We start from the raw sequence: 24,000 nt of genomic DNA, 5'->3' as shown, positions 1-24,000 counted from the left end.
ATTCCCGATTCCCGATTCCCGATTCCCGATTCCCCATCAACAAAGGAACACAATGACTGTCCCCGCATTCGGCCTCGGCACCTTCCGTCTCAAGGACCAGGTCGTCATCGACTCGGTGCGCAATGCACTGGAACTGGGCTACCGCGCCATCGATACCGCACAGATCTACGACAACGAGGCGCAGGTGGGCCAGGCCATCACCGCATCCGGCGTGCCGCGCGATCAGCTGTACCTGACCACCAAGATCTGGGTCGACAGGTTCGCCCGTGACGCCGTGATCCCCAGCCTGCAGGAAAGCCTGCGCAAGCTGGGCACCGACCATGTCGACCTCACCCTGATCCATTGGCCTTCGCCAAAGGATCAGGTGCCGATGCGCGAGTACCTGGAAGCCTTGGCCGATGCGAAGGCACAAGGCCTCACGCGCGCCATCGGCGTGTCCAATTTCACCATTGCGTTGATCAGGCAGGCCATCGACATCCTGGGCGCCGAGGCGATCGCCACCAACCAGATCGAGGTGCATCCGTATCTGCAGAACCGCACCCTGATCGCGTTCCTGCGTGAGCAGGGAATCCACGTCACCTCCTACATGACGCTGGCCGTGGGCGAGGTCTTGAAGGATCCGGTGATCCTGGCCATTGCCGCGCGCCACGCGGCCACGCCGGCACAGGTCACGCTGGCCTGGGCGCTGCAGCAGGGCTATTCGGTGATCCCGTCTTCGACCAAGCGGGCAAACCTGGAAAGCAATCTCAAGGCGCAAGCGCTGCAGTTGAGCGAGCAGGACATGGCCGAGATCGCTGCGCTCGATCGCGGGCAGCGCCTGGCCAACCCCAAGGCCATTGCGCCCGATTGGGACTGACAAGGCGCGAGGCCGCGCCACATGGTGTGAGTCGTTCGGCAGCGCACAGCGCAATGAACGGCCGATTCGCCCCATGTACGCGCGTCCAGGCGCCTGCCGAGCCTGCCTGACGGCTACGCGATCAGACGGGGGCGGTGCTGTCGGTGCCGTGGAATCAGGCGCGCTGGATCGTGCGACAGGCCTGGCGGCATATGGAAGAGGCCAGCGTGCTGCATTGAGGCCGCTGGCGGTGACGTCTAGGCGGCGGCGCTGCGTGGAGCGCCTGCAGCGATCATGTGTGGGTGGCGGCACACCAGCACAAGGGAGTTCCAAGGCAGACGAGCGTTACCGACGCCAGCCGCGCCCGCCAGGCGGCTGCGCAGTGGTTCTGATCGGCGTGCTTAGTTCAACTGCCCCAGCGCCACTGCCTGCCGATCGATGCGGTGCTTTTCCGCCAGGGCCTGCATGCCCTGCAGCGTGGAGGCGATCAGGCTCGCGTAGCGCAGCCGCCACAGCGTGGCGCGGTCGTTGTCGTCCTGGGTGCTGCCCAGCCCGTCCAGGACCTGCGGCAGGCGGCGGTCCGCCAGGGCCGAGGCAGCCAGGTACGGCTTTTCGGGCGCAATCACATCCACCGGCGCGCGCCAGTCGTTGGCGACGTGGCGGGCGATGCCGGCCAGATGCGACAACTGGTGCATGCCGATCAGCGTTTCGTGCAGCATCTCGCGGCACGCCCATTGCCACAGCGCCACCTTTTCCGACGGGTCCTGGGCAATTTCGGTCAGCGCCAGGTCCACCTTTTCGATACGTGAGTCGAGCATTGCTGAGCTCCGATGCTGCTGTGCAACATAATTCACACCATCGGCTGTGAGAATCAAGTGAGCCAGCCGTTTGAAAGATGTCGGCGTGCAGATGCTCGACCCGGTTCACGCTTCATTCGGTGGTGGACATCAGCTTCGATGCGCTGGGCGGGGTGGTGCATGTGCTGTCCGGCAGCGCGCGCCAGCAGCGCGAGGTCGAGCGGCTGCGGACCGGCGCGCTGGCGCAGGTCGATGCCAGCCTGGGACGCGGCCGCTGGGAGCAGGCGCTGTTCGATGCGCGTTTCGAAGCCAGCGTCGAGCGCGCCGCCGAAGACCTGGCCGGCAGCCTGACCCGCAGCGTGATGTGGACGGTGATGACTGGCCGTGCCGCGCAACTGTAGCAACGTGGCGCCCAACTGGACGTGCGGCTGGAACAGCAGATGCAGCAGCGCAGCCAGGCGCTGGAGGCACAGGCACGCGCGGTGTGCGTGCAGGCGCAGGCGCTGTACGTCCTCCAGCAGTCGCTGGACTATCGCTTCGGCGGCGAACCACTACAGATGCTGGAGCTCACCCCGCCTGCGCACAGCGAAGACGCACCAGCCCCGGGCAGCATCGTGGCCGTGGCCACGCGGTGAGCAGCAGCCAGTGCGTTGATGGACGTGTCTCGATGGCCATGCACAGTGACGGTGTGCGCAAGGCGTCAACGCACACGGCCCGACGCATGCGCCGGGCCGTGTGCCGACATCGCCGTGCGCGTGGCGCACGGCAAGGGCCGAATCAGGCCAGGGTCAGGGTGACGTCGATGTTGCCGCGGGTCGCGTTGGAGTACGGGCAGACCTGGTGCGCCTTGTCGACCAGCGCCTGCAGCTCGGCCTTGTCCATGCCCGGCACCGCGACACGCAGTTCGACCGCGATACCGAAACCGCCCGGAATCTGGCCGATGCCGACGCTGCTGTCGATGCTGACTTCGCCCGGCAGCTTGAGCTTGTCCTGCGCCGCCACGGCCTTCATCGCACCGATGAAGCAGGCCGCGTAACCGGCCGCGAACAGCTGCTCGGGGTTGGTGCCATCGCCGCCGGCGCCGCCGAGTTCGCGCGGGGTGGACAGCTTGGCATCCAGTGCGTTGTCCGAGGACACGGCACGGCCTTCGCGGCCGCCGGTGGCAGTGGCGTGGGCGGTGTAGAGGATCTTTTCGGGTGAGGCCATGGTGGTTCTCCAGGGGTGAGCGCAGTGCGCGTTGAAGGCGATGAAAGGGGATGACTGCAGGTGCGTGAGCGTCTGCGATCCAGGGTGGATGTCCGGTGCTGCCGATGACCGGCTAGGCCGTGCCCAGGCCGGTACGGAGTTTTTCCAGGTCGTGCTTGAGTTGACGCAGTTCGTCCAGCGAGCAGGCCGAGGCGCAGAACACCTGCTCGGGCACGCCGCCGGCCTTGCTGCGCAGCGCACGGCCTGCGTCGGTCAGCTCGATGATGACCTGGCGTTCGTCACTGGCCGCGCGAGTACGCGTCACCAGGCCGGCGACCTGCAGCCGCTTGAGCAAGGGCGTCAGCGTGGCCGAATCCAGATACAGCCGCTCGCCGATCTCCGACACGCTGCGGCCGTCGGTTTCCCACAGCACCAGCATCACCAGGTACTGCGGATAGGTCAGATCCAGTGCCTTGAGCAGCCCGCGGTAGAGCTTGTGCATCGCCAGGTTGGCCGAATACAGCGCAAAGCACAGCTGGTTGTCCAGCTGCAGCAGTGCGTCCGTGCGGGCTCGGTCGGCAGGTGCGGTGTCCATGGCTGCAATTTACATTGCGCGCTATTTAATAGCAAGCGACTTTTTGCCTGGCGCCTGAGCAGCAGGCGCGCGGCATTCGCCATCCTTGGGCCACAGTCGTTAGTTTTGGCGGGTTTCAGGAGACTCACATCGGTCGCCTTTGGCCGCATCGGGCGATGCAGTTACCGATGGTGAAATGCCCAGGTTGCGGCCGCATGTCTGTCGCAGCGACCCGCTTGCTGCTGGGGCAACGCGACCACGCAGGTGCGTCGTCGCTCCCGGAGCCGGCCAGCCCTGCTCCATGTCGCGGCCGACCGGACAGCGCCCGGCCTCGACCAATGCACCGAGCGCCGCAAACCAGGCAGTGCCGCCACTGGACCGCAGCTGCCGGGTCGAACGCCGCTTACGCCCGGTGCGCGGTGGCCAGATACTCCGCGCTCTGCATTTCGATCAGGCGCGAGGCAGTGCGTTCGAAGGCACCGGCCAGGCGCTGGCCGCTGTACAGGCCCGGCGGGGCGTCCTGCGCGGTGCAGACCAGGTTGACGTGGCGGTCGTACAGCTCGTCGATCAGGTTGACGAAGCGGCGCGCGGCGTCTTCATTCATGCGGTCGAAGTGCGGGATGCCGCCAAGCAACACGGTGGTGAATTCGCGCGCGATCTCGATGTAGTCGCTGGGTCCGCGCGGGCCCTCGCACAGCGCGGCAAAGTCGAACCAGGCGATGCTCTTGCCGCGTGCGCGCACCGGAATCTTGCGCGCCTCGATCTCGATATTGCCCGCGCGTGGTTCGGCATTGCCGCTCAGTTCGCTCCAGCGTTGCAGCAGCCAGCCATCGGCCTGCGCATCCAGCGGCGCGCGGTACACCGGCGAGCGCGTCAGCGCGCGCATGCGGTAATCCTCGGTGCCCTCGGCGTAGAGCTCCACGCAGAATTTCTGCAACAAGCCGATCGCCGGCAGGAAGCTGTCGCGCTGCAGGCCGTTGGCGTAGAGATTTTCCGGTGCAGTGTTGGAGGTGGTCACCAGCGTCACGCCTTCGGCGAACAGGCGCTCCAGCAACCGTGCCAGCAACATCGCATCGCCGATATCGGTGACGAAGAATTCGTCCAGCACCAGCACGCGCAGGTTCTCGCGCCATTGCTGGGCAATCCGGGCCAGCGGATCGCTCTGCCCGGCGTGCTCGCGCAACTGCTCGTGCACGCCGCGCATGAAACGGTGGAAATGCGTGCGGTATTTCTGCTTGATCGGCAGGCCGTCGTAGAACAGATCCACCAGGAAGGTCTTGCCGCGCCCCACCCCACCCCAGAAATACAGGCCACGCACCGGCTCGGGCTTTTTCCAGAACGCCGACAGCCGGTCCAGCCAGCCGTCCTGCGCGCTCTCCAGCAGCGCCTCATGGATACGGTCCAGTTCCGCCAACGCCGCCTGCTGGGCGGGGTCGGCGCGCCAGTCGCCACGTTGTACGCCGGCGGCGTAACGCTGCGACGGGGTCATCTCACTCATGACGGTTCTCCGCGGGCGGCCGCTGCCATGCCCGCTCAACGGCGCATCGGCAGGCGATGCGCATGGGCCGTGCCGCGGTCAGACAGCGGCCGGCAACCAGCGCCGGACACCATGCTGGATCGCACCGCGCAGGTCGATCAATTTGCGGTGGAAGAAGTGGCTGGTGTCGGGCATCCGCACCAGCTCGGGCTGTTGCTCCAGCGTCTGCAGCCAGTCGTATACCGCCTGCGGATCGACGATCTCATCGGCATCGCCCTGGATCACCAGCCACTGCGCCGGCGGCTGCATGTCGCTGAAGTCCCAACGCCCGGCCGGCGGTGCGATCGAGATCAACGCCTGCGGCGCCAACGCACCGGCCGCGCGCAGCGACACATACGCACCGAAGCTGAAACCCGCCAGCCACAATGTGTCGCCGGGCCGCTGCGCACGCACCCACTCGGCGACCGCGCGCAGATCGTCCTGCTCGCCGTCGCCATGGTCGAACGCGCCGGCCGAATTGCCGACGCTGCGGAAATTGAAGCGCACCACGGTGATGCCGAGTTCGCGCAGCGCGCGCGCAGCCATGGTGACGACCTTGTTGTGCATGCTGCCGCCCTCGGTGGAGAGCGGATGGCAGACGATGGCAGTGACCGGTTGCCCGGTGACCTCGCGCTCGGGCAGATCGACGGCGACATCGAGCGGGCCGACAGGCCCGTCCAGCGTCAATGCAGCCGATTCGGTGGGGAATGGGGGATTGGACATGCCGTCATAATAGCCGCCCCGCCGGCCGCGTTCATCGCCCTGCCTGCACACTTCGTTGCGTTGCCCATGCATTTGCTGCTGTTTGCCGTCGTTTGCAGTGTCCTGGTGTCGGTGGTTCTCAAGCTGCTGCCGCGCTATCGCCTGGACGCGGCGCAGGCGATCACCTGGAACTACGCCACCGCCGCGCTGCTGGCGTGGCTGACCCTGCATCCGTCACTGGACGCGCTGCGCGCGCCGACCACGCCCTGGCTGGCACTGTTCGCGTTGGCGGTGGCATTGCCTTCGGTCTTCCTGCTGCTGGCACGCGCGGTCGCCACCGCCGGCATCGTACGTACCGATCTTGCACAACGGCTGTCGCTCCTGCTCTCGCTGGCGGCAGCCTTCACGGTCTTCGGCGAACCGGTCAATGCCTGGAAGCTGGCGGGGCTGGGCCTGGGCCTGCTGTCCATCGTCTGCATCCTGCACCGGCCGCGTCACCGCGCCGGTGCCGATTCAGCGCCGGCCTCGCTCGGCTGGCCATGGCTGGCAGGCGTGTGGATGGGCTTTGCCCTGATCGATCTGCTGCTCAAGCACATCGCGCAGGCCGGTACGCCGTCGTTGACGTCATTGACGCTGTGCTTTGCCCTGGCAGGTGTGCTGATGCTTGGCCTGCAAGTCGTTCGCCGGGGCGGTGTCGCGCGCCTGAGCTTTCGCAACCTGCTCGCCGGCGTGCTCCTTGGCGCGCTCAACTTCGGCAACATCCTGTGTTATGTGCGCGCCCATCAGCTGCTGCCGCACAGCCCGGCCACCGTGTTCGCCAGCATGAACCTGGGTGTGGTCATCGTGGGAGCGCTGGTCGGCAAGCTGGGGTTCGGCGAGCGCATCGGCCGCGGTGGATGGGTAGGACTGTTGCTGGCGGCGCCGGCAATTGCGGCGATCGCCTGGGGGATGCGTTTGGGCTGACGAAGGCATTCGGCTGGCGCGACTACGGTTCGCAACTCGCCGTTGAGGGCACGGTAGCGCTGGCTACCATGCAGGCAAATGAGCCGAGGGAGTGTGTGATGCGCCTAAGTCAGTTATTTAGCGGCCGCCATCGCGTTGCGCCGGAACCGCACAGCCCCAACTCGACAGATACGACGCTTTCGACTCCAGACGCCTCACCGCAGCACCCGCTGTCTCACGCCCCCAAGTCCACGGCAGCCCAGGGAGCGTCGACATCCCATCGCGGCATGGTCGCCTCGGCGCGTCGATCGCTGGCATCGTTGCGCAAGCAGCTGCCGTTGACGCGCATGGGCTCTGCGACCCTTGCAGCAGTGGAGAGCCCAGCTGCGCACATGCCAGCCGTGAAGCCCTCTCGCACGCAGCAGATGCACGGGCGGCAAGCCCGCGTCGATGAGCATCGCCAGCCGGACAGAACAGAGCATGTGCAGCGACCGCAACCGCAGCAGGCGCCGTCCGCACGACAGGTTGGGCGGGGTCCGCTCCATCCCGCGCGTGCGCAGCAACCGCGCGGGTCACAACGCCCCGTCGATCATGGAATGCAGCCGCCTATCCCTCCAAGAATGCGCCGGGATGAGGGCCAGCCATCGCATTCGGTGCCGACCACGCCCCGGCCCTCACAATCGTCGCTGTCATCTCCAGGTGTACAGCCCGGGCGGAGTCACTCGTTGACCCACCTGAATCGGCAGCTGGACGAGTTGAACAGGCAGTGCAGCGTTATTCAAAAGCGGCTGTTCATGGAGGACCGCGAGGCAACTCCCGAGGAGCAGCAAATACTCGAGGCCCGTGCTGCCCTGATCGCCCGGCGCAACGAGGTCCGCGATAGTCAGCTGGACGCACTGCTGGTCGCACTAGCGCCCATGGAAGACGTCTACCCACCGCAGACCACAACCAGCCATCTGGCCATCGTCCAGCAGGACGTCATGCAGTACAACCGGCGCGAAGCGTTCAAGGTACGGAACAAGTCCTTCGACAGAGCCGCCATGGCCAAGAACTACGCACGCGCGGAACGGCGCCTGGAAATCCTGCAGAAAAACGGCGCACCCAAAGACAAGGTACGACGCCTGCAACGCATGATGCAGGGCTACCGGAACATGCTTGCGCTGGAGCAGATCGTCAAAAGCACCGACGATCAGTTGGAAAGCCAGGGAAAGCCGCGGCTGATGTCCAGCATCCCCACCACTGCCGACCAGCGTCAAAAGCGACTGGAAGAGGAAAGAAATCGCCACCAAGAGCAACTCGACAACGGTTACCTCTGAAGATCCGCATGGCCCCAGGTGCAGGGGCGGGTTGCATGGCGACCGCAGTCCAGTGATGCAGCGCGCTCCCTCGTAGCGATGCATGCGCAGCCCGCGCTGCAGATGCAGGCCTGCGGCAGATTGCACCCGGGAACAGAAGCCAACGGGGTGTTCACGGCATGATCCAGGTCGCCATCAGCGCTGCCACTGCGGAAACGGGTCGTCCAGCGATTGCCAGTGCGCCGGGCCCTGGCGCAGTTCCTGGTCGTTGAGCAGGCAGGCATCCAGCGCCGCGCGTGTGCGTGGCGCATCCATCTCCACACCGATCACCGCCAGCTCCTGGCGGCGATCTCCCCACAGGGGATGCCACAGCCGCTGCATGGCGGCGTACTCGCCGGCATCGCCGACTTCATGCGGCTGTGGCAGCGGTGCGGTCCAGCACTGGATCTGCTGCCGCTGCCAGCCGATATCGGTATACGGCAGCGGCGTCATGCCGATCGCCACGGGCTGACCTTGCAGCTGCGCATCCACGCGGTGGCGCGCAGCAAACCAGAACCCGGCCGCATTGGTCTGGGTGGCGCCGCCCACGCTGGACAGCTCGCCGACCCAGTCCATGCGGCTGGCCAGCCAGAAAAAGCCCTTGCTGCGAATCACCTGCGGCAGACCGCTGTGCACCATGCGCGCGAAGCGCTGGGGATGAAACGGGCGGCGTGCGCGGTACACGAAGCTGCTGATGCCGTATTCCTCTGTTTCCGGCGTGTGCTGGCCGCGCAGTTCCTGCATCCATCCCGGCGCCAGCTGCGCACGGGTGAAGTCGAACCTGCCGGTATCGAGCAGGTGGTGCAGCGGCACGTCGCCGTGGGTCGCTTCCACGATCTGCGCCTGGCGGTTGAGCGCACGCAGCACCGCGCGCAGGCGCTGGCGCTGCGCCGCATCGATGCGATCGCACTTGCTGATCACCAGCACGTCGGCAAACTCCACCTGCTCGCCCAGCAGTTGCACCAGCCCGCGCGTGTCGTCCGGGCCGGCTTGCTGGCCCAGCTCGGCCAGTGTGGACGCCGACCCGAAATCGCGCAGGAAACCGCTGCCATCGACCACGGTCACCATGGTGTCGAGACGGGCAATGTCCGACAGGCTGAAGCCATCGGCATCGCGCACCGCAAAGGTGGCTGCCACCGGCATCGGCTCGGCGATGCCGGTCGATTCGATCAGCAGGTAGTCGTAGCGGCCGTGCTCGGCCAGGCGTCGCACCTCTTGCAGCAGATCGTCGCGCAGCGTGCAGCAGATGCAGCCATTGCTGAATTCCACCAGCGTCTCTTCAGTGCGGCGCAGCGCCGCGCCACCGTCGCGCACCAGCTGCGCATCGATATTGATCTCGCTCATGTCGTTGACGATCACCGCCACCCGCAACCCGTGGCGGTTGTGCAGGATGCGGTTGAGCAAGGTGGTCTTGCCGGCACCCAGAAAGCCGGACAGCACGGTAACGGGAAGACGCGAATCGCGGACGGAAGACGGGGACATCCGGACAACCTCGAGGAAATGAAGTGTTACTATATAACACTTGATCGACGAGACCGATGCCATGCGGGCCCCCAGTTCCTTCTTCGACAGCTCGGCCATCGCGCTGTCCAGCCTGTGCCTGCTGCACTGCCTTGCGCTGCCCCTGCTGGCAGCTGCCCTGCCGCTGCTGGGAGCCTGGAACCAGGCCGAATGGGTGCACGGGGTGTTTGCGACGGCAGCCGTGCCCCTGAGCGGCTACGCGTTGTGGAGCACGCATCGGCGCCATGCGCTGCCAACCGCGGTGTGGGCCTTGGCCGGCTGCGGACTGGCCGGCTTGGTGCTGGGCGCCAGTGGTCTGACTGGCGAACACCTGGAAACACCGATCACGGTGGCCGCCAGCCTGCTGCTGGCCAGCGCGCACCTGCTCAACCTGCGGCTGCGCCGTCGCCATGGGAACTGTGCCGGCTAGGCACGTGCGCCGCGCCCGCCGACCGGGCTGCCGGCGTGTCGGCTGTCTGCACCGACGCGCCAACGCGCCAACGCGCCAGGCCAGAATCTGCACGCGATGTCGCCGCCGTCAGGCGCGCGAAGCACACGATGCCAGCGACCCAGGCCATGTCATCGTGCACGATCCGGATCCATCCAGGAGGTAGTTCGACGGCGGTCGCTGTCTTCCGCTGCGTAGGAATGTCTCTGATTGGCGCCATGCAGTCATGCACCTGGTGGCCGATGTCCACATCGCTTCGCCACGCCTGGCAACTGATGTGCGTGATGCAAGGCCTGCATTGCGCGCATCCTGTTCCTGGCGCTAGCAGCGATCTGCGTCATCACCCATCAAGACGTCCCACGCGTGAGAGATCGCGTGTTCGGTTCACGCGCCCTGCGTTCGCGGCGCACGGCGTTCGGTCAAACAAGGCCGTTAGCGTAGCTGCATGAGCAGGGCTTGGTGCCCGGCTGGAGCGGGTGATGCGCCTGAACTCGCTGTCCAAGCGCATTCAACGAATGCCTGGTCTGGTGGTTGTAGTCAGTGCATCCAGTGGCGAAACAAGGGGGTGGCCGTCCCCGCCGCCGACGCACCCGGTGCCAGTGCCACCCGCAAACCCGTCCTGCACTGTCGCACCAGCGCAGCAGAAGACTGTGCGCATGCGCGCGTCATCGTGCGGGCAAGACGCGCAACAGCGGGTACCGCAACGGCGTGCGGAGCTGCCTGCATGCGCGCTCGTCATCGCGTCGACGCCAGAGCCGCCAGACACATCGCAGACGCCTGCGCAGGCGGCCTTGCTGCTGCAGGCAATGAATCGCCGTCTACTCGAAGTGAACCCGCAGTATCACGCCATCACCACCCGGCTGTTCCTGGAAGATCGCGACGCGATGCCGCAGGAACAGCGCGCGCTCGATCAGCGCGATGCGCTGTTGGCGCAACGCAACCAGCTGCGCGATCCGCAGCTGCATGCCCTGCTCGCTGCGCTCGCGCCGCTGCAGCGTATTGGCAAGCAAGCGGCGCAGCGCGACACCGCGTTACGGACCGACTCGCAGGACCGGATGCTGCACGATGACGCACAGGCACCGGCAGGCGACCCAGGCGACCGGCCAAACCACTTGGCTCAGGCGTATCAGGACGCGGTGGACCTGCTGGAAACACTGCAAGACAGCGCCGCGCCCTGTGCGCTGATCCAGCAACTGCACTGCCTCCTGCACGACTACCGGACGCTGTTGGCTTAGAGCGGCGGCTCGACAATGCCACTGCGCAGCGCGAGCGGCCGGACTGACGCGCGAATGCGCTTGGGCAGAAGCAGTCGGTCCAGCCGCCCTGCTCGGACAAGGCCTCGCCGCGCCTCTTCAACTAAGAACTGCACATCGCACGCGTGCTACAGCGAAAACCCCAGCAGCACCGGATCGTGATCGGAGCTGCGCCACGGACCAGGCAGATTGCGTTTGGCATAACCGGCGTCGTCCATCGCGTCGGCGTTGATATGCCATTCGACCGCGCCACGCAGCTGCTTGGCCATTGCCGGGCTGAGCAAGGCATGGTCCAGCCGCCCGCTCATGCCATCGAAGACGTAGCTGTAGGGCTGCTTCACCCCGGCCACTGCAAACGCGTCCTGCCAGCCGCTGGCGCGCAGGCTGCGCATCGGCGTTTCCATCGCATACGCATTGAAGTCGCCCAATAGCACCGCCAGCCGGGTCTGCGCGCCGGTGGGGTCGGTTTGCAGCCATTGGTGCAGGCGCTTGGCCGATTCGGTGCGGGTCGCGTTCCAGCAGGCCTGGCCGTCGTGCTGGTCGGCATCGGCGCCACTGGCGTTGCCGCAGCCCTTGGATTTGAAGTGATTGGCGACCACCACGAAGGTCGCCCCGCGGGTGCTGCGAAACGCTTGCGCCAGCGGCACCCGGCTATGGCTGTCGAACGGCCCGCCGGTCAGCGTGGCCGGCTTGCCAACCGGGGTGACCTGGCTGCTGCGGTAGAGGATGCCGACCCGGATCGCATCGTCGCCGGGGCCAGTGCCGGTATCGACGAACCGCCAATCCTTGTCGGTGCCGGCGGCGTTGAGCGCGGCCACCAGTTGCGCCACCGCGGCGTCGCCGTCGTTGCCGTCGTTTTCCAGCTCCATCAACGCCGCCACATCGGCACGCAACGGCACGATAGTGGCAACCAGCTTGGTCAGCTGCGCCTGGAACTGCTCAGCCGTGCGGGCGCCGCGCTTGGTCGGAAAACCGCCGCCGCGGCCATTGCCGTTGAAGAAGTTCTCCAGGTTGAACGAGGCGATGCGCAGGTCCCCGCCCACCTGCGGCGCCACGGCGGTCGGCAGGGCCGGCAGGTTCAGCGGCGCCAGCACCTGGATGCGGTACTGCCCGTCGTAGCGCTGGTCGACGATGCCATCGACCGATTTGAGCAGGCTGCCACTACGCAGCACCGCATCGGCGGGCAGGTAGGACACCGCCTTGGGGTTGCGTCCGTTGCGCCCGTCGTCCAGCAACACCCGGCGACGCGCGTTGTCCGCCTCCACCTGCGCGAACGCCGGCGTGCCGGCTGCAGCCACCTCGGCCGGCTGCCACAACCGCCCGCCGAAGCCGGCAATCAGCTCACCGTAGGTGTCCAGCCGGTCGCTGCCGTTGAGCGTCAGTGCCGCGATGCGGACATGCTCGCCTTCCAGCGCCTCCCAGTTGGCGGGCGGCCCGCTGAGCATGCGCACCGGCACCGGCTGGCCGCTGGCGAGCCGCTCGATGCTGCTGGCGTCCACGCTGGTCAGGCTGGCCTGGCCACCGGCCGACACTTCGCGCACTGTCCCGACGATGCGCACGCGATCGCCCACCGCCACCTGCGCATCTCCGGCGCCGGTGACGAACAGCCCATGCGAGCGCCGCGGCTCGAAGCCGGGCTGCTGCACGAACAGGCCGGCCAGCCCGACGCGCGTATCGGCGGTGACGATGCCCTCCACGTCCACCACGCGGCCGTCGTACGGGCTGCGGCTGTCCTCGCCCTGCACATCGGCAATCGAGAGCCGCTGCGCGGTGCCCTCGGCGGCGCTGCACAGCAGCGGAGCCAGCAGACCGACCAGACCGAGCACAACCAGCGGGCGAGGCGACATCGAACGACTCCAAAAGGTGGACCAAATGCAAACGCCGCCCGGAAGGCGGCGCGTGACAACGAAAGCGCGGAAACAGGCTAACAAACCGCGATGAAGCAACGCCAGGCGGGATCTCTACGCGAGCACGGTGCACCCCCTGCACGGCACTGCGCCTGGCTGTTCGTGCTGCTCCGCTGGCTGCGGGCACCGCGTCCAGGGCGGCGAAGGACAGCAAAGACGCTCATCCAACCAGGAACCCGTCACAACCGCGGCCCCTGCTCCCCGAGCGCCGCGCCCGCCGCGGTCTTATTTCAGATTGCCCAGCATCCAGTCGACGGTGGCACGCACCTGCTCTTCGGTCAGCGCCGGGTTGCCGCCCTTGGGCGGCATGATGCCGCCATCCGGGCCGGTGTAGCCCTCGATCGCGTGCTTGTACAAGGTGTCCTTGCCCTGGGCGATGCGCGCATCCCAGTGCGCATGATCCAGTGTCGGCGCCTTGCCGACCCCGGTGGTGTGACAGGCGGTGCAGAGGTTGTCGTAGATGGTCTTGCCATCGGTGGTGCCGCCGTAGGCGGATTGCGAGGCTGCCTTGGCCAGCGCTGCAGCCTGGGCCGCGGCCTGGGCGGCCGCACCGGTGGTGCCCGCGTAGACGGCGCCGGCCGGCGCGATGCGTTGCTGCACGCGTTTGGCGGCAGTGGGCGAGACTTCGTCGGGGATGGCACGTTGCAAATAAGCTGCCAGGGCGATCAGCCCCAGGGTGATCACTACCAGTAAACCGATCACCATCGAGAATTTTTTCAGGAACTCGAGGTCGTAATTCCGCACGCGCTCACCCCTGGCTGTTGGTCGAAGACCTCTGCTAGCGCCGGAGTATAGAGCACAGTTCAGGCCAGTCTGACCAGCGTGCATGACAGTTTCGCCTGCGATGCGCGCTACACCCCCGGTGGGCCGGCGCTCCTGTCGGCAGCCACGCTCGCGCCCGCCGGAGAATTGCCGCAACGCCGCATAGGCGCGTTGGTCTCCATTGTGGGAATTGCGTATCATTCCCAACAACACACGGTGGCGCGGTTCTCGCCTCGCCGGTCCCGCCCTTGAGGAGTCGCCGCGATGAAGTCCTTCCTGCTGTCCTGCCTGGCCTTGGCCAGCATCAGTCTGTCCGCCCAGGCCCACGAAATCTGGATCGAGCGCGATGGCAGCGGCCCGGTACGCATCTACTTCGGTGAGCCGGCGCAGGAAACCCTCGACCACGGCCAGGACGAGATCAAGCGCGTGGTCAAGCCGAGCGTGTTCGGCACTGCCGGCAAGGCCGGTGCCCTGCAGCGCGGCAGCGAGTACCTGACCGCGCCGCTGTCCGGCAGCGGCGATGCCTGGCTCAGCGACGACAGCGTGTTCGAACCGTGGAAGGGCGAAGCCGGCGGCTTCGAGACCGTGAGCTACTACGCCCGCGCCGGGCGCGCCACCACCTCGGCCAAGCTGGATCTGGAACTGGTTCCCACCACGGCCAACGGCAACACGCTCACCGTGCTCTATCGCAACAAGCCGTTGCCCAAGGCCGACGTCACCGTGATCGACCCGCAGAAGTGGCAGAAGACGCTGACCTCCGATGCCAAGGGCCAGGTCACGCTGCCCACGCTGCGCGCCGGCCGTCACATCCTGGTGGTCACCACCAAGGAACCGGTGAAGCGCGAGATTGCCGGCAAGCAGGTCACCCTGGTGCACCACATCAGCACCTTGACCTTCCAGGCCGACTAACGGCAGCCACGCAGTCCCCCGCATGTCGACCGCCGCCCAGCCACTGGCCTGGTTCAAACGCCCCTGGCTGGGCGTGCTGTCGCGTACCCTGGCCGCCATCTTCGGCGGGTATGCGCTGGCCAGCGCCACCAATCTGGTGCTGGCGCTGGTGCTGCCGATGCCGCGCAGCGAGGCGGTGTTGACCAGCATGCTGCTCGGCATCGTGGTGTGCGCGTGCGCGCCGCTGTGGGCATTTGCCACCGCCAGCCTCTGGCGCGCCTGGGCCGGCATCGTGGTGCCGGCCGCGCTGCTGTTTGCGCTGGCCGCGTGGCTGCAACGGGGCGCGGCATGAAACAGGGGTTCCGCCAGTCGATGGCCTGGCTGCACACCTGGACCGGCCTGCTGGTCGGTTGGGTGCTGCTGTTGATCTTCATGGGCGGCACCGCCAGCTATTACCGCGACGAAATCAGCCGCTGGATGCGCCCGGAGCTGCCCACCACCACGGTGAGCCCCGCCACCGCACTGCGCAGTGCCGAGCACTACCTGCAGACCCATGCAGCCGACGCGCTGAGCTGGAACATCACCTTGCCGGATGCACGCACGCCAGTGGTGAGCATGTACTGGCAAAATCCTGCGCCCACCGACGGCACACCGGCCGGGCGCCGGCAGCCGTACGGCACCGCCATCATCGACCCGGCCACCGGCACGGAGATCGCCGCGCGCGACACGCTGGGCGGCGAGTTCTTCTACCGGCTGCATTTCGACCTGCATTACGTGCCGGTGCTGTGGGCGCGCTACATCGTCGGGTTCTGCGCGATGTTCATGCTGGTGGCCATCATCAGCGGGGTGATCACCCACAAGAAGATCTTCAAGGACTTCTTCACCTTTCGCCCGGGCAAGGGCCTGCGCTCGTGGCTGGATTTCCATAACGTCAGCGCGGTGACCGCGTTGCCGTACCACGCGATGATCACCTATACCGGCATCGTGACCTTGATGTTCATGTACCTGCCGTGGGGCATCAAGGCACGCTACGGCGGCGATGAAATGCGCTTCTACGACGAGTCGGCCAACCGCGTGGCCGATACGCGCCAGGCGGCCGGCACGCCGGCGCGCATGCTGCCGCTGGAGCAGTTCGCAGAGCGCGCGCGCCGCGACCTGCGCGGCGCGCAGATCGGCAACGTGGCGGTGTCGCTTCCCAACGATGCGCATGCCGCGGTCGGCGTCGGCCAGGTGGCCGCCAGGCTCTCCAACGACGCGCCCTCCATCCTGTACGACGGCATCAGCGGCCAACGCCTGCAACGTAGCGGCGCGCCCGGTGGTGCGAGCGAGACGCGCGGGGTGATGGTGGGCCTGCATATCGCCCACTTCGCCGGCCCATGGCTGCGCGCGTTGTTCTTCGGCTCGGGCCTGCTGGGCTGCCTGATGGTGGCCAGCGGCGTGGTGATGTGGGCGGTGAAGGAACGCCCCAGGCATCTGAAGGCCGGGCGGATCGGAGCCGGCTTGCGGTTGGTGGATGCGCTCAATATCGGCACCGTGGCCGGCCTGCCGATTGCCTTCGCCAGTTTCTTCTGGGCCAACCGGCTGCTGCCGATGGCGCTGGACGGGCGCGCGGCGATGGAGGCGCATGTGTTCTTCGCCGCCTGGGCAACGGCGTTGCTGGCGGCCTTCGTGTGGCCGCGACGGGCGATGTGGAGCTGGCAGCTGTATGTGGGCGCAGCGCTCCTGGCGCTGATCCCGCTTCTCAATGCCGTGACCACCGATGTCCACCTGGGCGTGACCGTGCCGGCCGGGCAATGGGCGCTGGCCGGGGTCGACCTGGTCTGCCTGGGCCTGGGCGTGTGCCTGGGCATTGCCGGCTGGCGCCTGCAGCACTGGACCGCGCCGCAGTCGGCCGCCGCACGCCGCCAGCGCGCGGCCGTGGCACCTGCCGCGCAGAGCGACGTGCCGGTGCAGGAAGGCGCATGAACGTCGTGCTGGTGCTGGCGCTGAATTTTTCCGGCTTTGCCGCGTTGTGCCTGGCGATGGAAAAGCATCAGCACGAGGTGCGTGGCCGCGGCCTGGGCACGGCGCGCACGCGTCAGTTGCGGGTGGTGGGCTGGCTGCTGTTGCTGCTCACCTTTGGCCTGGCCGTGCACGCGCAGGGCTGGGGTATCGGACCGGTGCTGTGGCTGGGCAGCCTGACCGCGGCCGCGGCCGTGCTGGCACTGTGGCTGCTGCCGTATCGGCGTGGCCTGATCCTGCCGGCGGCACTCATCGCGCCGGTGCTGGCGGGCATGGCGCAGCTGCTGCCAGGTTGAGCCCGTGGCGATGGCATCGCGGCCTTGGTGGGGTTGTGCCGGGATGCTCGATGCCTGTGCATGCTTGCCCTCGCTGTGCGGACGGACACGCCAGGCAATCGCCAAAGCTTGGAGTGCGGCGCACTCGCCGCAGCGCAGCTGCAGATGCCACACGCGATCGTCGGCACGCACCTGTAGCTGCCGGTGCATGCGGCGCGTAACGGCTACACCGCCGTCGGCGGGTCGCCCCAGCTGCGCCCATCGCGTGGCAGGCGGCCGTCATCGAGCACGCGCAGCACCTCTTCGGGCCGCAGCATGTCCAGAAACAGCGCCACGTTGACGCCATCGGGCAATGCCATGCTGGGGAAGATCACCCCGGGAATCTGCGCCTCGCGCAGCAGGTCGCCGAGCACCCAGCTCACCGGTTCGACCTTGTTGACCAGCGCCTTGCGCCAATCGTCTGTCCAGTCGGCCCACAGCGCATCCCAGCTGGCATCGAGCAGGCGCAGGTCGGCCAGCGCCGGAAGCTGCGCGGCATAACTGACCAGCGTCAACGGCGGCAGGAACGGCGCAGCCTGCGCATATTCGGCCGCTGCGGTGTCCAGCTGCAGCGACAGGTACAGCGCCGGCTGGCCGAAGCGATTGAAGCGCCCGCCCGAGCGCGCGGCGCCGGCACCACTCAGTGGCTCGGCGGCCCAGCGCGGGGTGAAGGCGCGATACAGCGTGCAGTGCGCCGGGGCGCTCAGCTTCAACCAGCCGCTCCGGCGGCCACGGTGCGCAGGTAGGTCAGCGCATCATCGGTGCGGCCCTGCTTGACCACTTCGAGCAAGGTGGCGAATTCGAATGCGGGGATCGGGGTGTTCTTCAGATGGAAGACCAGCTGGCGCTCGTCCGGCTGGATTTGCGCCATGGCCACCAGCAACCGCGACAGGTTGCGCAACAGATCCTGCACGCGCGGGCTTTCCGGATGCACGCGCAGGCTGTTGCGGTGTACGCCGGCCAGCTCGGCCAGCTCCTGCTGCGACAGCTCCAGCAGGCCGGCCATGGCCGAAGGCGACAGGATCGTGCGGTCGGGCGCGCGCAACCGCTCGGTCAGGGACAGGGGATTGAGGACGGCGACCATGGGTGTGCTCGGACCGGGAACGTGCACAGTATATGCACAGTCATGCGCATCAATCCAGCACAGTGCGGCGCCCGGTCAGTGCAGTGTCAGATCGGCTGACTTGCCCCCACTGCACGCAGGCAGAAGCCGCAGATCGCTTCCACCAGCTGTTCTCCCTGCTGCGGGTCGCCGCGACTGGGCGCGATCGGCCCGACCAGGGCCTCGGTAAAGGCACCGACGATGCAGGCCGCCGCCGCATCCAGGGACTGTTCGGGAAATTCTCCGGCGGCCACGCCTTCGGCCAGCAATTGCCGAAACACCTCGCCGAACAGGCGGCGGCCCCGGATACGCTCGGCGTCCACCTCGCTTTCCACCGGCTCGGCGATGAAGGCATAGGCCAGCGCCGGCCCGGCCAGCGCGCGCCGGACGAAGATGGCGATGGCGCCGCGCAGGCGCTCGCTCGCCGGGGCCTGGGTGCTGGCAATGGCGCGCAGGATGGTCATCTCGCGCTGGACGGCCTCGTTCAGAACTTCTACGAACAGCTCGGCTTTGGACGGAAAATGCCGATAAATCTGCCCGGTGGAGACACCGGCGGCAGCAGCCACCGCGGTGATCGGAGCGTTGCGGTAGCCGCCTCCGGCGATCAGGACGCGGGCCGCGTGCAGGATGCGTTCGCGGTTGCCGGCCAGGCGTTCTTCCATCAGGGCGGAGCGTCGATAAGCCATGGTCTGATTCTGGGTTCAATAGTTGAATTTTAGTTCACTTTTTTGTCGCAGACCGCTAGTCTGGCCGCATCCGCCGCGCGGCCCGCCCGCTCCCACCCGGCACGTCCCGATCCCTGTGGAGTTGTTGCATGCATGTGCCGTCCTTGAATTTCGAGCTTGGCGAGGAGATCGACCTGCTGCGCGAAAGCGTAGCCGCCTTCGCCAGCCACCATATCGCCCCGCTCGCCGCCGCGGCCGATCACGACAACGTCTTCCCCGCGCAGCTGTGGCGGCTGTTCGGTGAGCAGGGCCTGCTCGGCTTGACCGTGGAAGAAGACTACGGCGGCAGCGGCATGGGCTACCTGGCGCATGTGGTGGCGATGGAAGAAATCTCGCGCGCCGGTGGCGCGATCGGGCTGTCGTATGGCGCGCATTCCAATCTATGCCTCAACCAGTTGCGCAAGAATGCCAGCCACGAGCAGAAGCAGCGCTACCTGCCCAAGCTGTGCACCGGCGAACACGTGGGCGCGCTGGCGATGAGCGAGGCCGGCTCCGGCTCGGACGTGGTGTCGATGAAGCTGCGCGCCGATGCGCGTGGCGACCGCTTCGTGCTCAACGGCAGCAAGATGTGGATCACCAACGGCCCCGACGCCGACGTACTGGTGGTGTACGCCAAGACCGACCCGGACGCCGGCGCGCGCGGCATCACCGCCTTCATCGTCGAGAAGGGCATGCCGGGCTTCTCCACCGCGCAAAAGCTGGACAAGCTGGGCATGCGCGGCTCCAACACCTGCGAGCTGGTGTTCACCGATTGCGAAGTGCCGGCCGAGAACGTGCTGGGTACGCTCAACGGTGGCGTGCGCGTGTTGATGTCCGGGCTGGACTTCGAACGGGTGGTACTGGCCGGTGGCCCGCTGGGGCTGATGGCTGCGGCAATGGACGTGGTGCTGCCCTACGTGCACGAGCGCAGGCAGTTCGGCGAACCGATCGGCAGCTTCCAGCTGATGCAGGCCAAGCTGGCCGACATGTACGTGGGCCTCAATGCCTGCCGCGCGTATGTGTATGCGGTGGCGCGCGCCTGCGATGCCGGGCGCACCACGCGCCAGGATGCGGCTGGCGCGATCCTGTACGCCGCCGAAAAAGCCACCTGGCTGACCGGCCAGGCGATCCAGGTGCTGGGCGGCAACGGCTACATCAACGAGTACCCCACCGGGCGCTTGTGGCGCGATGCCAAGTTGTACGAGATCGGCGCGGGCACCTCGGAGATCCGCCGCATGCTGATCGGCCGTGAGCTGTTCGAACGCACTGCCTGACGGAGCCACCATGAGCGTGATCAACAGCCAGCTGCAGGTCAGCAGCGACAGCTTCCAGGCCAATGCCGCGGCCATGCGCGCGGTGGTGGAGGATCTGCGCCGCACGCTGACGCGCACCGCGCGCGGCGGCAGCGACGCCGCACGCGCAAAGCACACGGCGCGCGGCAAGTTGCTGGCGCGCGAGCGTATCGATGCGCTGCTGGATCCGGGCAGCGCCTTGCTGGAAATCGCGCCGCTGGCCGCGCACGGCATGTACGACGACCAGGTGCCCTGCGCCGGCGTGGTGGCCGGCATCGGCCGCGTGTCCGGCGTCGAATGCGTGATCGTGGCCAACGATGCCACCGTCAAGGGCGGCACCTATTACCCGATGACGGTAAAAAAACACCTGCGTGCGCAGGAGATCGCGCAACAGAACCGGTTGCCGTGCATCTATCTGGTCGATTCCGGAGGCGCATTCCTGCCGTTGCAGGATGAAGTCTTCCCCGACCGGGATCACTTCGGGCGCATCTTCTACAACCAGGCCAACCTGTCGGCGCAAGGCATCCCGCAGATCGCCTGCGTGATGGGCTCGTGCACCGCCGGTGGCGCCTATGTGCCGGCGATGAGCGATGAAACGGTGATCGTGCGCGAGCAGGGCACCATCTTTCTCGGTGGCCCGCCGCTGGTCAAAGCGGCCACCGGCGAGGACGTCAGCGCCGAGGAGCTGGGCGGCGCCGATGTGCACACACGCATCTCCGGAGTCGCCGATCACTTCGCCGACAACGATCTGCAGGCGCTGGCCCGGGTGCGTGCGATCATCGCCCAGCTCAACTGGCGCAAGCCGGCTGCCACGCTGGCGCTGCAGGCGCCGTTGCCGCCGCGATACGCGGCTGACGAATTGTATGGCGTGATCCCCGCCGACACGCGCAAACCCTTCGACGTGCGCGAGGTGATCGCCCGCATCGTCGACGACTCGCGCCTGGACGAGTTCAAGCCACGCTACGGCAGCACCCTGGTCACCGGCTTTGCGCATCTGCACGGCTACCCGGTGGGCATCATCGCCAACAACGGCATCCTGTTTTCCGAGTCCGCGCTCAAGGGCGCGCACTTCATCGAGCTGTGCACGCAGCGGGGGATTCCGCTGGTCTTCCTGCAGAACATCACCGGCTTCATGGTGGGCCGCAAGTACGAACATGGCGGCATCGCCAAGGACGGCGCCAAACTGGTGATGGCGGTGGCCTGCGCCAGGGTGCCCAAGTTCACCGTGGTGATCGGCGGCTCGTTCGGCGCGGGCAACTACGGCATGTGCGGCCGCGCGTATTCGCCCAATTTCCTGTGGATGTGGCCGAACGCCCGCATCGGCGTGATGGGCGGCGAACAGGCCGCCAGCGTGTTGGCCACGGTGCGCCGCGACGGTATCCAAGCCAAGGGCGGTGCCTGGTCGGGCGAGGAAGAAGACGCCTTCAAGGCGCCGATCCGCGCGCAGTTCGAGCAGCAGGGACATCCGTACTACGCCAGTGCACGGTTGTGGGACGACGGCATCATCGACCCGGCCGATACCCGCCGCGTGTTGGGGCTGGGCCTGTCGGCTGCGTTGAATGCGCCGATCGAGCCCACGCGGTTTGGCGTGTTCCGGATGTGAGCGCGGCGCAGCGCAGCCGGGCACGACGTACGCAAGCGAATGATCCGACCTGCGTCGTTTCCTGCCCTCTGCCGCAGGTGCGCAGCTGTCCCGAGCCACTGCCAGCACATTCGATCGCGCTGGAGGCATCCCGCAGCAACATCCGGCGCCTTACGCACACCCACCCGCTTTCCATCGCATCACCTGAGTGCACGACCATCCGCCACGCCGGCGCTGTGCAGAGACCGAACCGATGACCCAGCAGACTTCCATCGCCACCCCGCGCCAGCGCCCCTTCGACACGATCCTGATCGCCAATCGCGGCGAGATCGCCTGCCGTGTCATCGCCACCTGCCGCCGGCTCGGCATTGCCACCGTGGCGGTGTACTCCGATGCCGACCGCAACGCGCGGCATGTGCGCCTGGCCGATGAGGCCATCCATATCGGCGCCGCGCCGGCGCAGCAGAGTTACCTGCGCAGCGAGGCGATCCTGGAGGCTGCACGCGCCAGCGGTGCGCAGGCGATCCATCCCGGCTATGGGTTTCTTTCGGAAAACGCCGGCTTTGCCGAGGCCTGTGCCCAGGCAGGCATCGTCTTCATCGGCCCGCCGGCAACCGCGATCCGCGCGATGGGCGACAAGAGCGCGGCCAAGGCGCTGATGCAGCGCGCCGGCGTGCCGTTGACGCCCGGCTACCACGGCGACGAACAGGCGCCGGATTTCCTGCGCGCCCAGGCCGATGCCATCGGCTATCCGGTGCTGGTCAAGGCCAGCGCCGGTGGCGGTGGCAAGGGCATGCGCCGGGTGGATGCCAGCGCCGACTTCGCGCCGGCATTGGCCAGCTGCCAGCGCGAAGCGCAAGCGGCGTTCGGCAATGCGCATGTGCTGGTGGAAAAATATGTCGAGCGTCCGCGCCACATCGAGATCCAGGTGTTTGGCGATACGCAGGGCGAGGTGGTGTACCTGTTCGAACGCGACTGCTCGGTGCAGCGCCGTCATCAAAAAGTATTGGAAGAAGCGCCCGCACCCGGCATGACGCAGGAACGCCGCGCCGCGATGGGCAAGGCGGCGGTGGATGCGGCACGCGCGGTGGGCTATGTCGGCGCTGGCACGGTGGAGTTCATCGCCGGCCCGGATGGCGATTTCTATTTCATGGAAATGAATACTCGCCTGCAGGTGGAGCACCCGGTGACCGAGTTGATCACCGGCACCGATCTGGTGGAGTGGCAGCTGCGCGTGGCCGCCGGCGAGCCGCTGCCGCGCCGCCAGCACGAGCTTGAAATCAGCGGGCATGCACTGGAAGCGCGGCTGTATGCCGAAGATGCCGAGCGCGGTTTCCTGCCCTCCACCGGCACCTTGCGCCAGCTGCAGCTGCCGGCCACCGATGCGCATGTACGCCTGGATGCCGGCGTCGAGCAGGGCGACACCATCAGCCCGTACTACGACCCGATGATTGCCAAGCTGATCGTCTGGGATGTCGATCGCCCCGCCGCGCTGGCCCGCATGCGCACTGCGCTGGCGCAGGTACACGCCGTTGGTGTCACCACCAACAGCGCCTTTCTTGCGCGGCTGATCGACACCGCATCGTTCGCATCCGCCGACCTGGATACCGGCTTGATCGAACGCGAGCAGGCGGCGCTGTTCCCGGCTACGGTGGCGCCGGATCAGGCCTGGTGGTTTCTGGCCGCCGTCCTGATCGCCGCTGCGCTACCCAAACCGGCGGCCGATCCGGCCGATCCGTTTTCGCCCTGGCAGGCCGGCGATGGCTGGCGGATCGGTGCGCATGCGGCGCATCGCGTGCAGCTGGAAGCCGCCGGCGAGCGCCGCGACCTTGGCGTCCGCCGGGACGGCGACGCCTGGCAGGTGACGCAGGCAGGCCATACCCACACGCTGCGCTACCACGCGCAGGACCAATACATCCGCGTGGAAGTGGATGGCCGGCAATGGCAGGTGCAGGCGCTACGCGATGGCGCCACGCTGAGCTTGATCGGTACCACGCAACGGGCAGCCTTCCATCACCACGACGCGCTGATCGAAGCCGATCAGCCCGCGCACGATGCCGGCGGGCTGACCGCACCGATGCCCGGCCGCATCGTCTCGCTGGTGGCCGCAGTGGACCAGCCGGTCAGCCGCGGACAGGCGCTGGTGGTGCTGGAAGCGATGAAGATGGAGCACACTCTGCACGCCCCCAGCGACGGCACGGTCAAACGCTATCTGGTGGCCGAAGGCGAACTGGTGGCCGATGGTGTCGCGCTGGTGGAATTTGTGTCCGCGTCTGCGTAGCGGCGCATGCCAGCGTGACCAACGGCACGTTCGCGTGCGCGCGCCCTGCCGCTAGCGTGAACCATCGGCCAGTTCGGCCGC

The 24,000-nt window shown here is 67.2% G+C and carries 23 protein-coding genes and 1 pseudogene; 13 read left to right on the top strand and 11 right to left on the bottom strand.

What is annotated here, in order from left to right; all coding sequences use genetic code 11:
- Positions 1–52 precede the first annotated feature (52 nt).
- Positions 53–856, top strand: a complete 804-nt coding sequence (gene dkgB, locus HG421_RS20465; protein WP_169707944.1) for a 2,5-didehydrogluconate reductase DkgB — start codon at positions 53–55, stop codon at positions 854–856.
- A 380-nt stretch (positions 857–1,236) separates the two neighbouring features.
- Here dkgB and HG421_RS20460 read toward each other — a convergent pair whose 3' ends face one another.
- Entirely contained in the window at positions 1,237–1,653 is a 417-nt protein-coding gene (locus HG421_RS20460) for a hypothetical protein (RefSeq protein ID WP_169707943.1), read from the bottom strand.
- 116 nt (positions 1,654–1,769) lie between these two features.
- Here HG421_RS20460 and HG421_RS20455 point away from each other — a divergent pair.
- Positions 1,770–2,267, top strand: a pseudogene (locus HG421_RS20455) (DUF2884 family protein); the annotation flags it as partial.
- 142 nt (positions 2,268–2,409) lie between these two features.
- Here HG421_RS20455 and HG421_RS20450 read toward each other — a convergent pair.
- The 4 genes from HG421_RS20450 to HG421_RS20435 all read right to left on the bottom strand — a co-directional run bounded on the left by HG421_RS20450 (position 2,410) and on the right by HG421_RS20435 (position 5,630).
- Positions 2,410–2,838, bottom strand: coding sequence for an organic hydroperoxide resistance protein (locus HG421_RS20450; protein WP_055853607.1), 429 nt, complete (start codon positions 2,836–2,838; stop codon positions 2,410–2,412).
- Positions 2,839–2,950: 112 nt separating this feature from the next.
- A complete protein-coding gene (locus HG421_RS20445; RefSeq protein WP_169707942.1) occupies positions 2,951–3,412 on the bottom strand; it encodes a MarR family winged helix-turn-helix transcriptional regulator in 462 nt (153 codons plus the stop codon).
- A 382-nt stretch (positions 3,413–3,794) separates the two neighbouring features.
- Positions 3,795–4,889 carry a cell division protein ZapE gene (zapE, locus tag HG421_RS20440; protein ID WP_169707941.1) on the bottom strand — a complete coding sequence of 365 codons (1,095 nt, stop codon included), beginning with the start codon at positions 4,887–4,889 and terminating at the stop codon, positions 3,795–3,797.
- Between the two features lie 78 nt (positions 4,890–4,967).
- Positions 4,968–5,630, bottom strand: coding sequence for an alpha/beta hydrolase (locus HG421_RS20435; protein WP_169707940.1), 663 nt, complete (start codon positions 5,628–5,630; stop codon positions 4,968–4,970).
- A gap of 66 nt (positions 5,631–5,696) precedes the next feature.
- Here HG421_RS20435 and HG421_RS20430 point away from each other — a divergent pair, with 66 nt between their 5' ends.
- Positions 5,697–6,572: an EamA family transporter gene (locus tag HG421_RS20430; RefSeq protein WP_169707939.1), complete on the top strand. Its 876-nt coding sequence runs from the start codon at positions 5,697–5,699 to the stop codon at positions 6,570–6,572.
- Complete coding sequence (xopR, locus tag HG421_RS21460) at positions 6,506–7,867, top strand: type III secretion system effector protein XopR (RefSeq protein ID WP_343204222.1); 1,362 nt, start codon at positions 6,506–6,508, stop codon at positions 7,865–7,867. Before HG421_RS20430 ends, xopR begins: the two co-directional genes overlap by 67 nt.
- A gap of 174 nt (positions 7,868–8,041) precedes the next feature.
- Here xopR and HG421_RS20420 read toward each other — a convergent pair whose 3' ends face one another.
- On the bottom strand, positions 8,042–9,367 hold the full coding sequence (locus HG421_RS20420; RefSeq protein ID WP_169707938.1) for a GTP-binding protein: 1,326 nt from the start codon (positions 9,365–9,367) through the stop codon (positions 8,042–8,044).
- A gap of 61 nt (positions 9,368–9,428) precedes the next feature.
- On the opposite strand from HG421_RS20420, the gene HG421_RS20415 reads away from it, so the two are divergent.
- A complete protein-coding gene (locus HG421_RS20415) occupies positions 9,429–9,815 on the top strand; it encodes a MerC family mercury resistance protein (RefSeq protein ID WP_169707937.1) in 387 nt (128 codons plus the stop codon).
- 497 nt (positions 9,816–10,312) lie between these two features.
- Positions 10,313–11,068, top strand: coding sequence for a hypothetical protein (locus HG421_RS21400; protein ID WP_248279435.1), 756 nt, complete (start codon positions 10,313–10,315; stop codon positions 11,066–11,068).
- Between the two features lie 146 nt (positions 11,069–11,214).
- On the opposite strand, the gene HG421_RS20405 is transcribed toward HG421_RS21400, so the two are convergent.
- On the bottom strand, positions 11,215–12,933 hold the full coding sequence (locus HG421_RS20405) for an ExeM/NucH family extracellular endonuclease (RefSeq protein ID WP_169707936.1): 1,719 nt from the start codon (positions 12,931–12,933) through the stop codon (positions 11,215–11,217).
- Positions 12,934–13,218: 285 nt separating this feature from the next.
- Positions 13,219–13,737: a c-type cytochrome gene (locus tag HG421_RS20400; protein WP_104543729.1), complete on the bottom strand. Its 519-nt coding sequence runs from the start codon at positions 13,735–13,737 to the stop codon at positions 13,219–13,221.
- A gap of 282 nt (positions 13,738–14,019) precedes the next feature.
- Here HG421_RS20400 and HG421_RS20395 point away from each other — a divergent pair, with 282 nt between their 5' ends.
- The 4 genes from HG421_RS20395 to HG421_RS20380 are packed head-to-tail and all read left to right on the top strand — an operon-like array spanning position 14,020 to position 16,940.
- Entirely contained in the window at positions 14,020–14,664 is a 645-nt protein-coding gene (locus HG421_RS20395; protein WP_169707935.1) for a DUF4198 domain-containing protein, read from the top strand.
- Positions 14,665–14,686: 22 nt separating this feature from the next.
- On the top strand, positions 14,687–14,995 hold the full coding sequence (locus HG421_RS20390) for a DUF3649 domain-containing protein (protein WP_169707934.1): 309 nt from the start codon (positions 14,687–14,689) through the stop codon (positions 14,993–14,995).
- Positions 14,992–16,608, top strand: coding sequence for a PepSY-associated TM helix domain-containing protein (locus tag HG421_RS20385; RefSeq protein ID WP_169707933.1), 1,617 nt, complete (start codon positions 14,992–14,994; stop codon positions 16,606–16,608). Before HG421_RS20390 ends, HG421_RS20385 begins: the two co-directional genes overlap by 4 nt.
- Complete coding sequence (locus HG421_RS20380; RefSeq protein ID WP_169707932.1) at positions 16,605–16,940, top strand: DUF3325 domain-containing protein; 336 nt, start codon at positions 16,605–16,607, stop codon at positions 16,938–16,940. Before HG421_RS20385 ends, HG421_RS20380 begins: the two co-directional genes overlap by 4 nt.
- A gap of 203 nt (positions 16,941–17,143) precedes the next feature.
- Here HG421_RS20380 and HG421_RS20375 read toward each other — a convergent pair whose 3' ends face one another.
- The 3 genes from HG421_RS20375 to HG421_RS20365 all read right to left on the bottom strand — a co-directional run bounded on the left by HG421_RS20375 (position 17,144) and on the right by HG421_RS20365 (position 18,746).
- Positions 17,144–17,671, bottom strand: a complete 528-nt coding sequence (locus HG421_RS20375; protein ID WP_169707931.1) for an RES family NAD+ phosphorylase — start codon at positions 17,669–17,671, stop codon at positions 17,144–17,146.
- Entirely contained in the window at positions 17,668–18,042 is a 375-nt protein-coding gene (locus HG421_RS20370) for a hypothetical protein (RefSeq protein ID WP_055853635.1), read from the bottom strand. The genes HG421_RS20375 and HG421_RS20370 overlap by 4 nt, the downstream gene beginning before the upstream one ends.
- An 86-nt stretch (positions 18,043–18,128) precedes the next feature.
- On the bottom strand, positions 18,129–18,746 hold the full coding sequence (locus HG421_RS20365; RefSeq protein WP_169707930.1) for a TetR/AcrR family transcriptional regulator: 618 nt from the start codon (positions 18,744–18,746) through the stop codon (positions 18,129–18,131).
- A gap of 128 nt (positions 18,747–18,874) precedes the next feature.
- On the opposite strand from HG421_RS20365, the gene HG421_RS20360 reads away from it, so the two are divergent.
- From HG421_RS20360 to HG421_RS20350, 3 genes are all read left to right on the top strand, one after another.
- Positions 18,875–20,038 carry an isovaleryl-CoA dehydrogenase gene (locus HG421_RS20360; RefSeq protein WP_169707929.1) on the top strand — a complete coding sequence of 388 codons (1,164 nt, stop codon included), beginning with the start codon at positions 18,875–18,877 and terminating at the stop codon, positions 20,036–20,038.
- A 10-nt stretch (positions 20,039–20,048) separates the two neighbouring features.
- Entirely contained in the window at positions 20,049–21,659 is a 1,611-nt protein-coding gene (locus tag HG421_RS20355) for a carboxyl transferase domain-containing protein (protein WP_169707928.1), read from the top strand.
- A 232-nt stretch (positions 21,660–21,891) separates the two neighbouring features.
- Positions 21,892–23,919, top strand: coding sequence for an acetyl/propionyl/methylcrotonyl-CoA carboxylase subunit alpha (locus HG421_RS20350; RefSeq protein WP_169707927.1), 2,028 nt, complete (start codon positions 21,892–21,894; stop codon positions 23,917–23,919).
- Positions 23,920–24,000: the final 81 nt, after the last annotated feature.

It is taken from the genome of Xanthomonas campestris pv. badrii, assembly GCF_012848175.1.
GTDB lineage: Bacteria > Pseudomonadota > Gammaproteobacteria > Xanthomonadales > Xanthomonadaceae > Xanthomonas > Xanthomonas campestris_C.
Note: the sequence above shows the minus strand (reverse complement) of the source record. Positions and strands in the feature narration are given on the sequence as shown.

Coding starts and splice junctions, on each gene's coding strand:
- HG421_RS21400 (WP_248279435.1), top strand. CDS start 10,313: ATGCGCCTGAACTCGCTGTCCAAGCGCATTCAACGAATGCCTGGTCTG.
- zapE (WP_169707941.1), bottom strand. CDS start 4,889: ATGAGTGAGATGACCCCGTCGCAGCGTTACGCCGCCGGCGTACAACGT.
- HG421_RS20370 (WP_055853635.1), bottom strand. CDS start 18,042: ATGGTCGCCGTCCTCAATCCCCTGTCCCTGACCGAGCGGTTGCGCGCG.
- HG421_RS20395 (WP_169707935.1), top strand. CDS start 14,020: ATGAAGTCCTTCCTGCTGTCCTGCCTGGCCTTGGCCAGCATCAGTCTG.
- HG421_RS20415 (WP_169707937.1), top strand. CDS start 9,429: ATGCGGGCCCCCAGTTCCTTCTTCGACAGCTCGGCCATCGCGCTGTCC.
- HG421_RS20365 (WP_169707930.1), bottom strand. CDS start 18,746: ATGGCTTATCGACGCTCCGCCCTGATGGAAGAACGCCTGGCCGGCAAC.
- HG421_RS20355 (WP_169707928.1), top strand. CDS start 20,049: ATGAGCGTGATCAACAGCCAGCTGCAGGTCAGCAGCGACAGCTTCCAG.
- HG421_RS20390 (WP_169707934.1), top strand. CDS start 14,687: ATGTCGACCGCCGCCCAGCCACTGGCCTGGTTCAAACGCCCCTGGCTG.
- HG421_RS20430 (WP_169707939.1), top strand. CDS start 5,697: ATGCATTTGCTGCTGTTTGCCGTCGTTTGCAGTGTCCTGGTGTCGGTG.
- HG421_RS20450 (WP_055853607.1), bottom strand. CDS start 2,838: ATGGCCTCACCCGAAAAGATCCTCTACACCGCCCACGCCACTGCCACC.
- HG421_RS20460 (WP_169707943.1), bottom strand. CDS start 1,653: ATGCTCGACTCACGTATCGAAAAGGTGGACCTGGCGCTGACCGAAATT.
- HG421_RS20445 (WP_169707942.1), bottom strand. CDS start 3,412: ATGGACACCGCACCTGCCGACCGAGCCCGCACGGACGCACTGCTGCAG.
- HG421_RS20420 (WP_169707938.1), bottom strand. CDS start 9,367: ATGTCCCCGTCTTCCGTCCGCGATTCGCGTCTTCCCGTTACCGTGCTG.
- HG421_RS20385 (WP_169707933.1), top strand. CDS start 14,992: ATGAAACAGGGGTTCCGCCAGTCGATGGCCTGGCTGCACACCTGGACC.
- HG421_RS20405 (WP_169707936.1), bottom strand. CDS start 12,933: ATGTCGCCTCGCCCGCTGGTTGTGCTCGGTCTGGTCGGTCTGCTGGCT.
- dkgB (WP_169707944.1), top strand. CDS start 53: ATGACTGTCCCCGCATTCGGCCTCGGCACCTTCCGTCTCAAGGACCAG.
- HG421_RS20360 (WP_169707929.1), top strand. CDS start 18,875: ATGCATGTGCCGTCCTTGAATTTCGAGCTTGGCGAGGAGATCGACCTG.
- HG421_RS20380 (WP_169707932.1), top strand. CDS start 16,605: ATGAACGTCGTGCTGGTGCTGGCGCTGAATTTTTCCGGCTTTGCCGCG.
- xopR (WP_343204222.1), top strand. CDS start 6,506: ATGGGTAGGACTGTTGCTGGCGGCGCCGGCAATTGCGGCGATCGCCTG.
- HG421_RS20435 (WP_169707940.1), bottom strand. CDS start 5,630: ATGTCCAATCCCCCATTCCCCACCGAATCGGCTGCATTGACGCTGGAC.
- HG421_RS20350 (WP_169707927.1), top strand. CDS start 21,892: ATGACCCAGCAGACTTCCATCGCCACCCCGCGCCAGCGCCCCTTCGAC.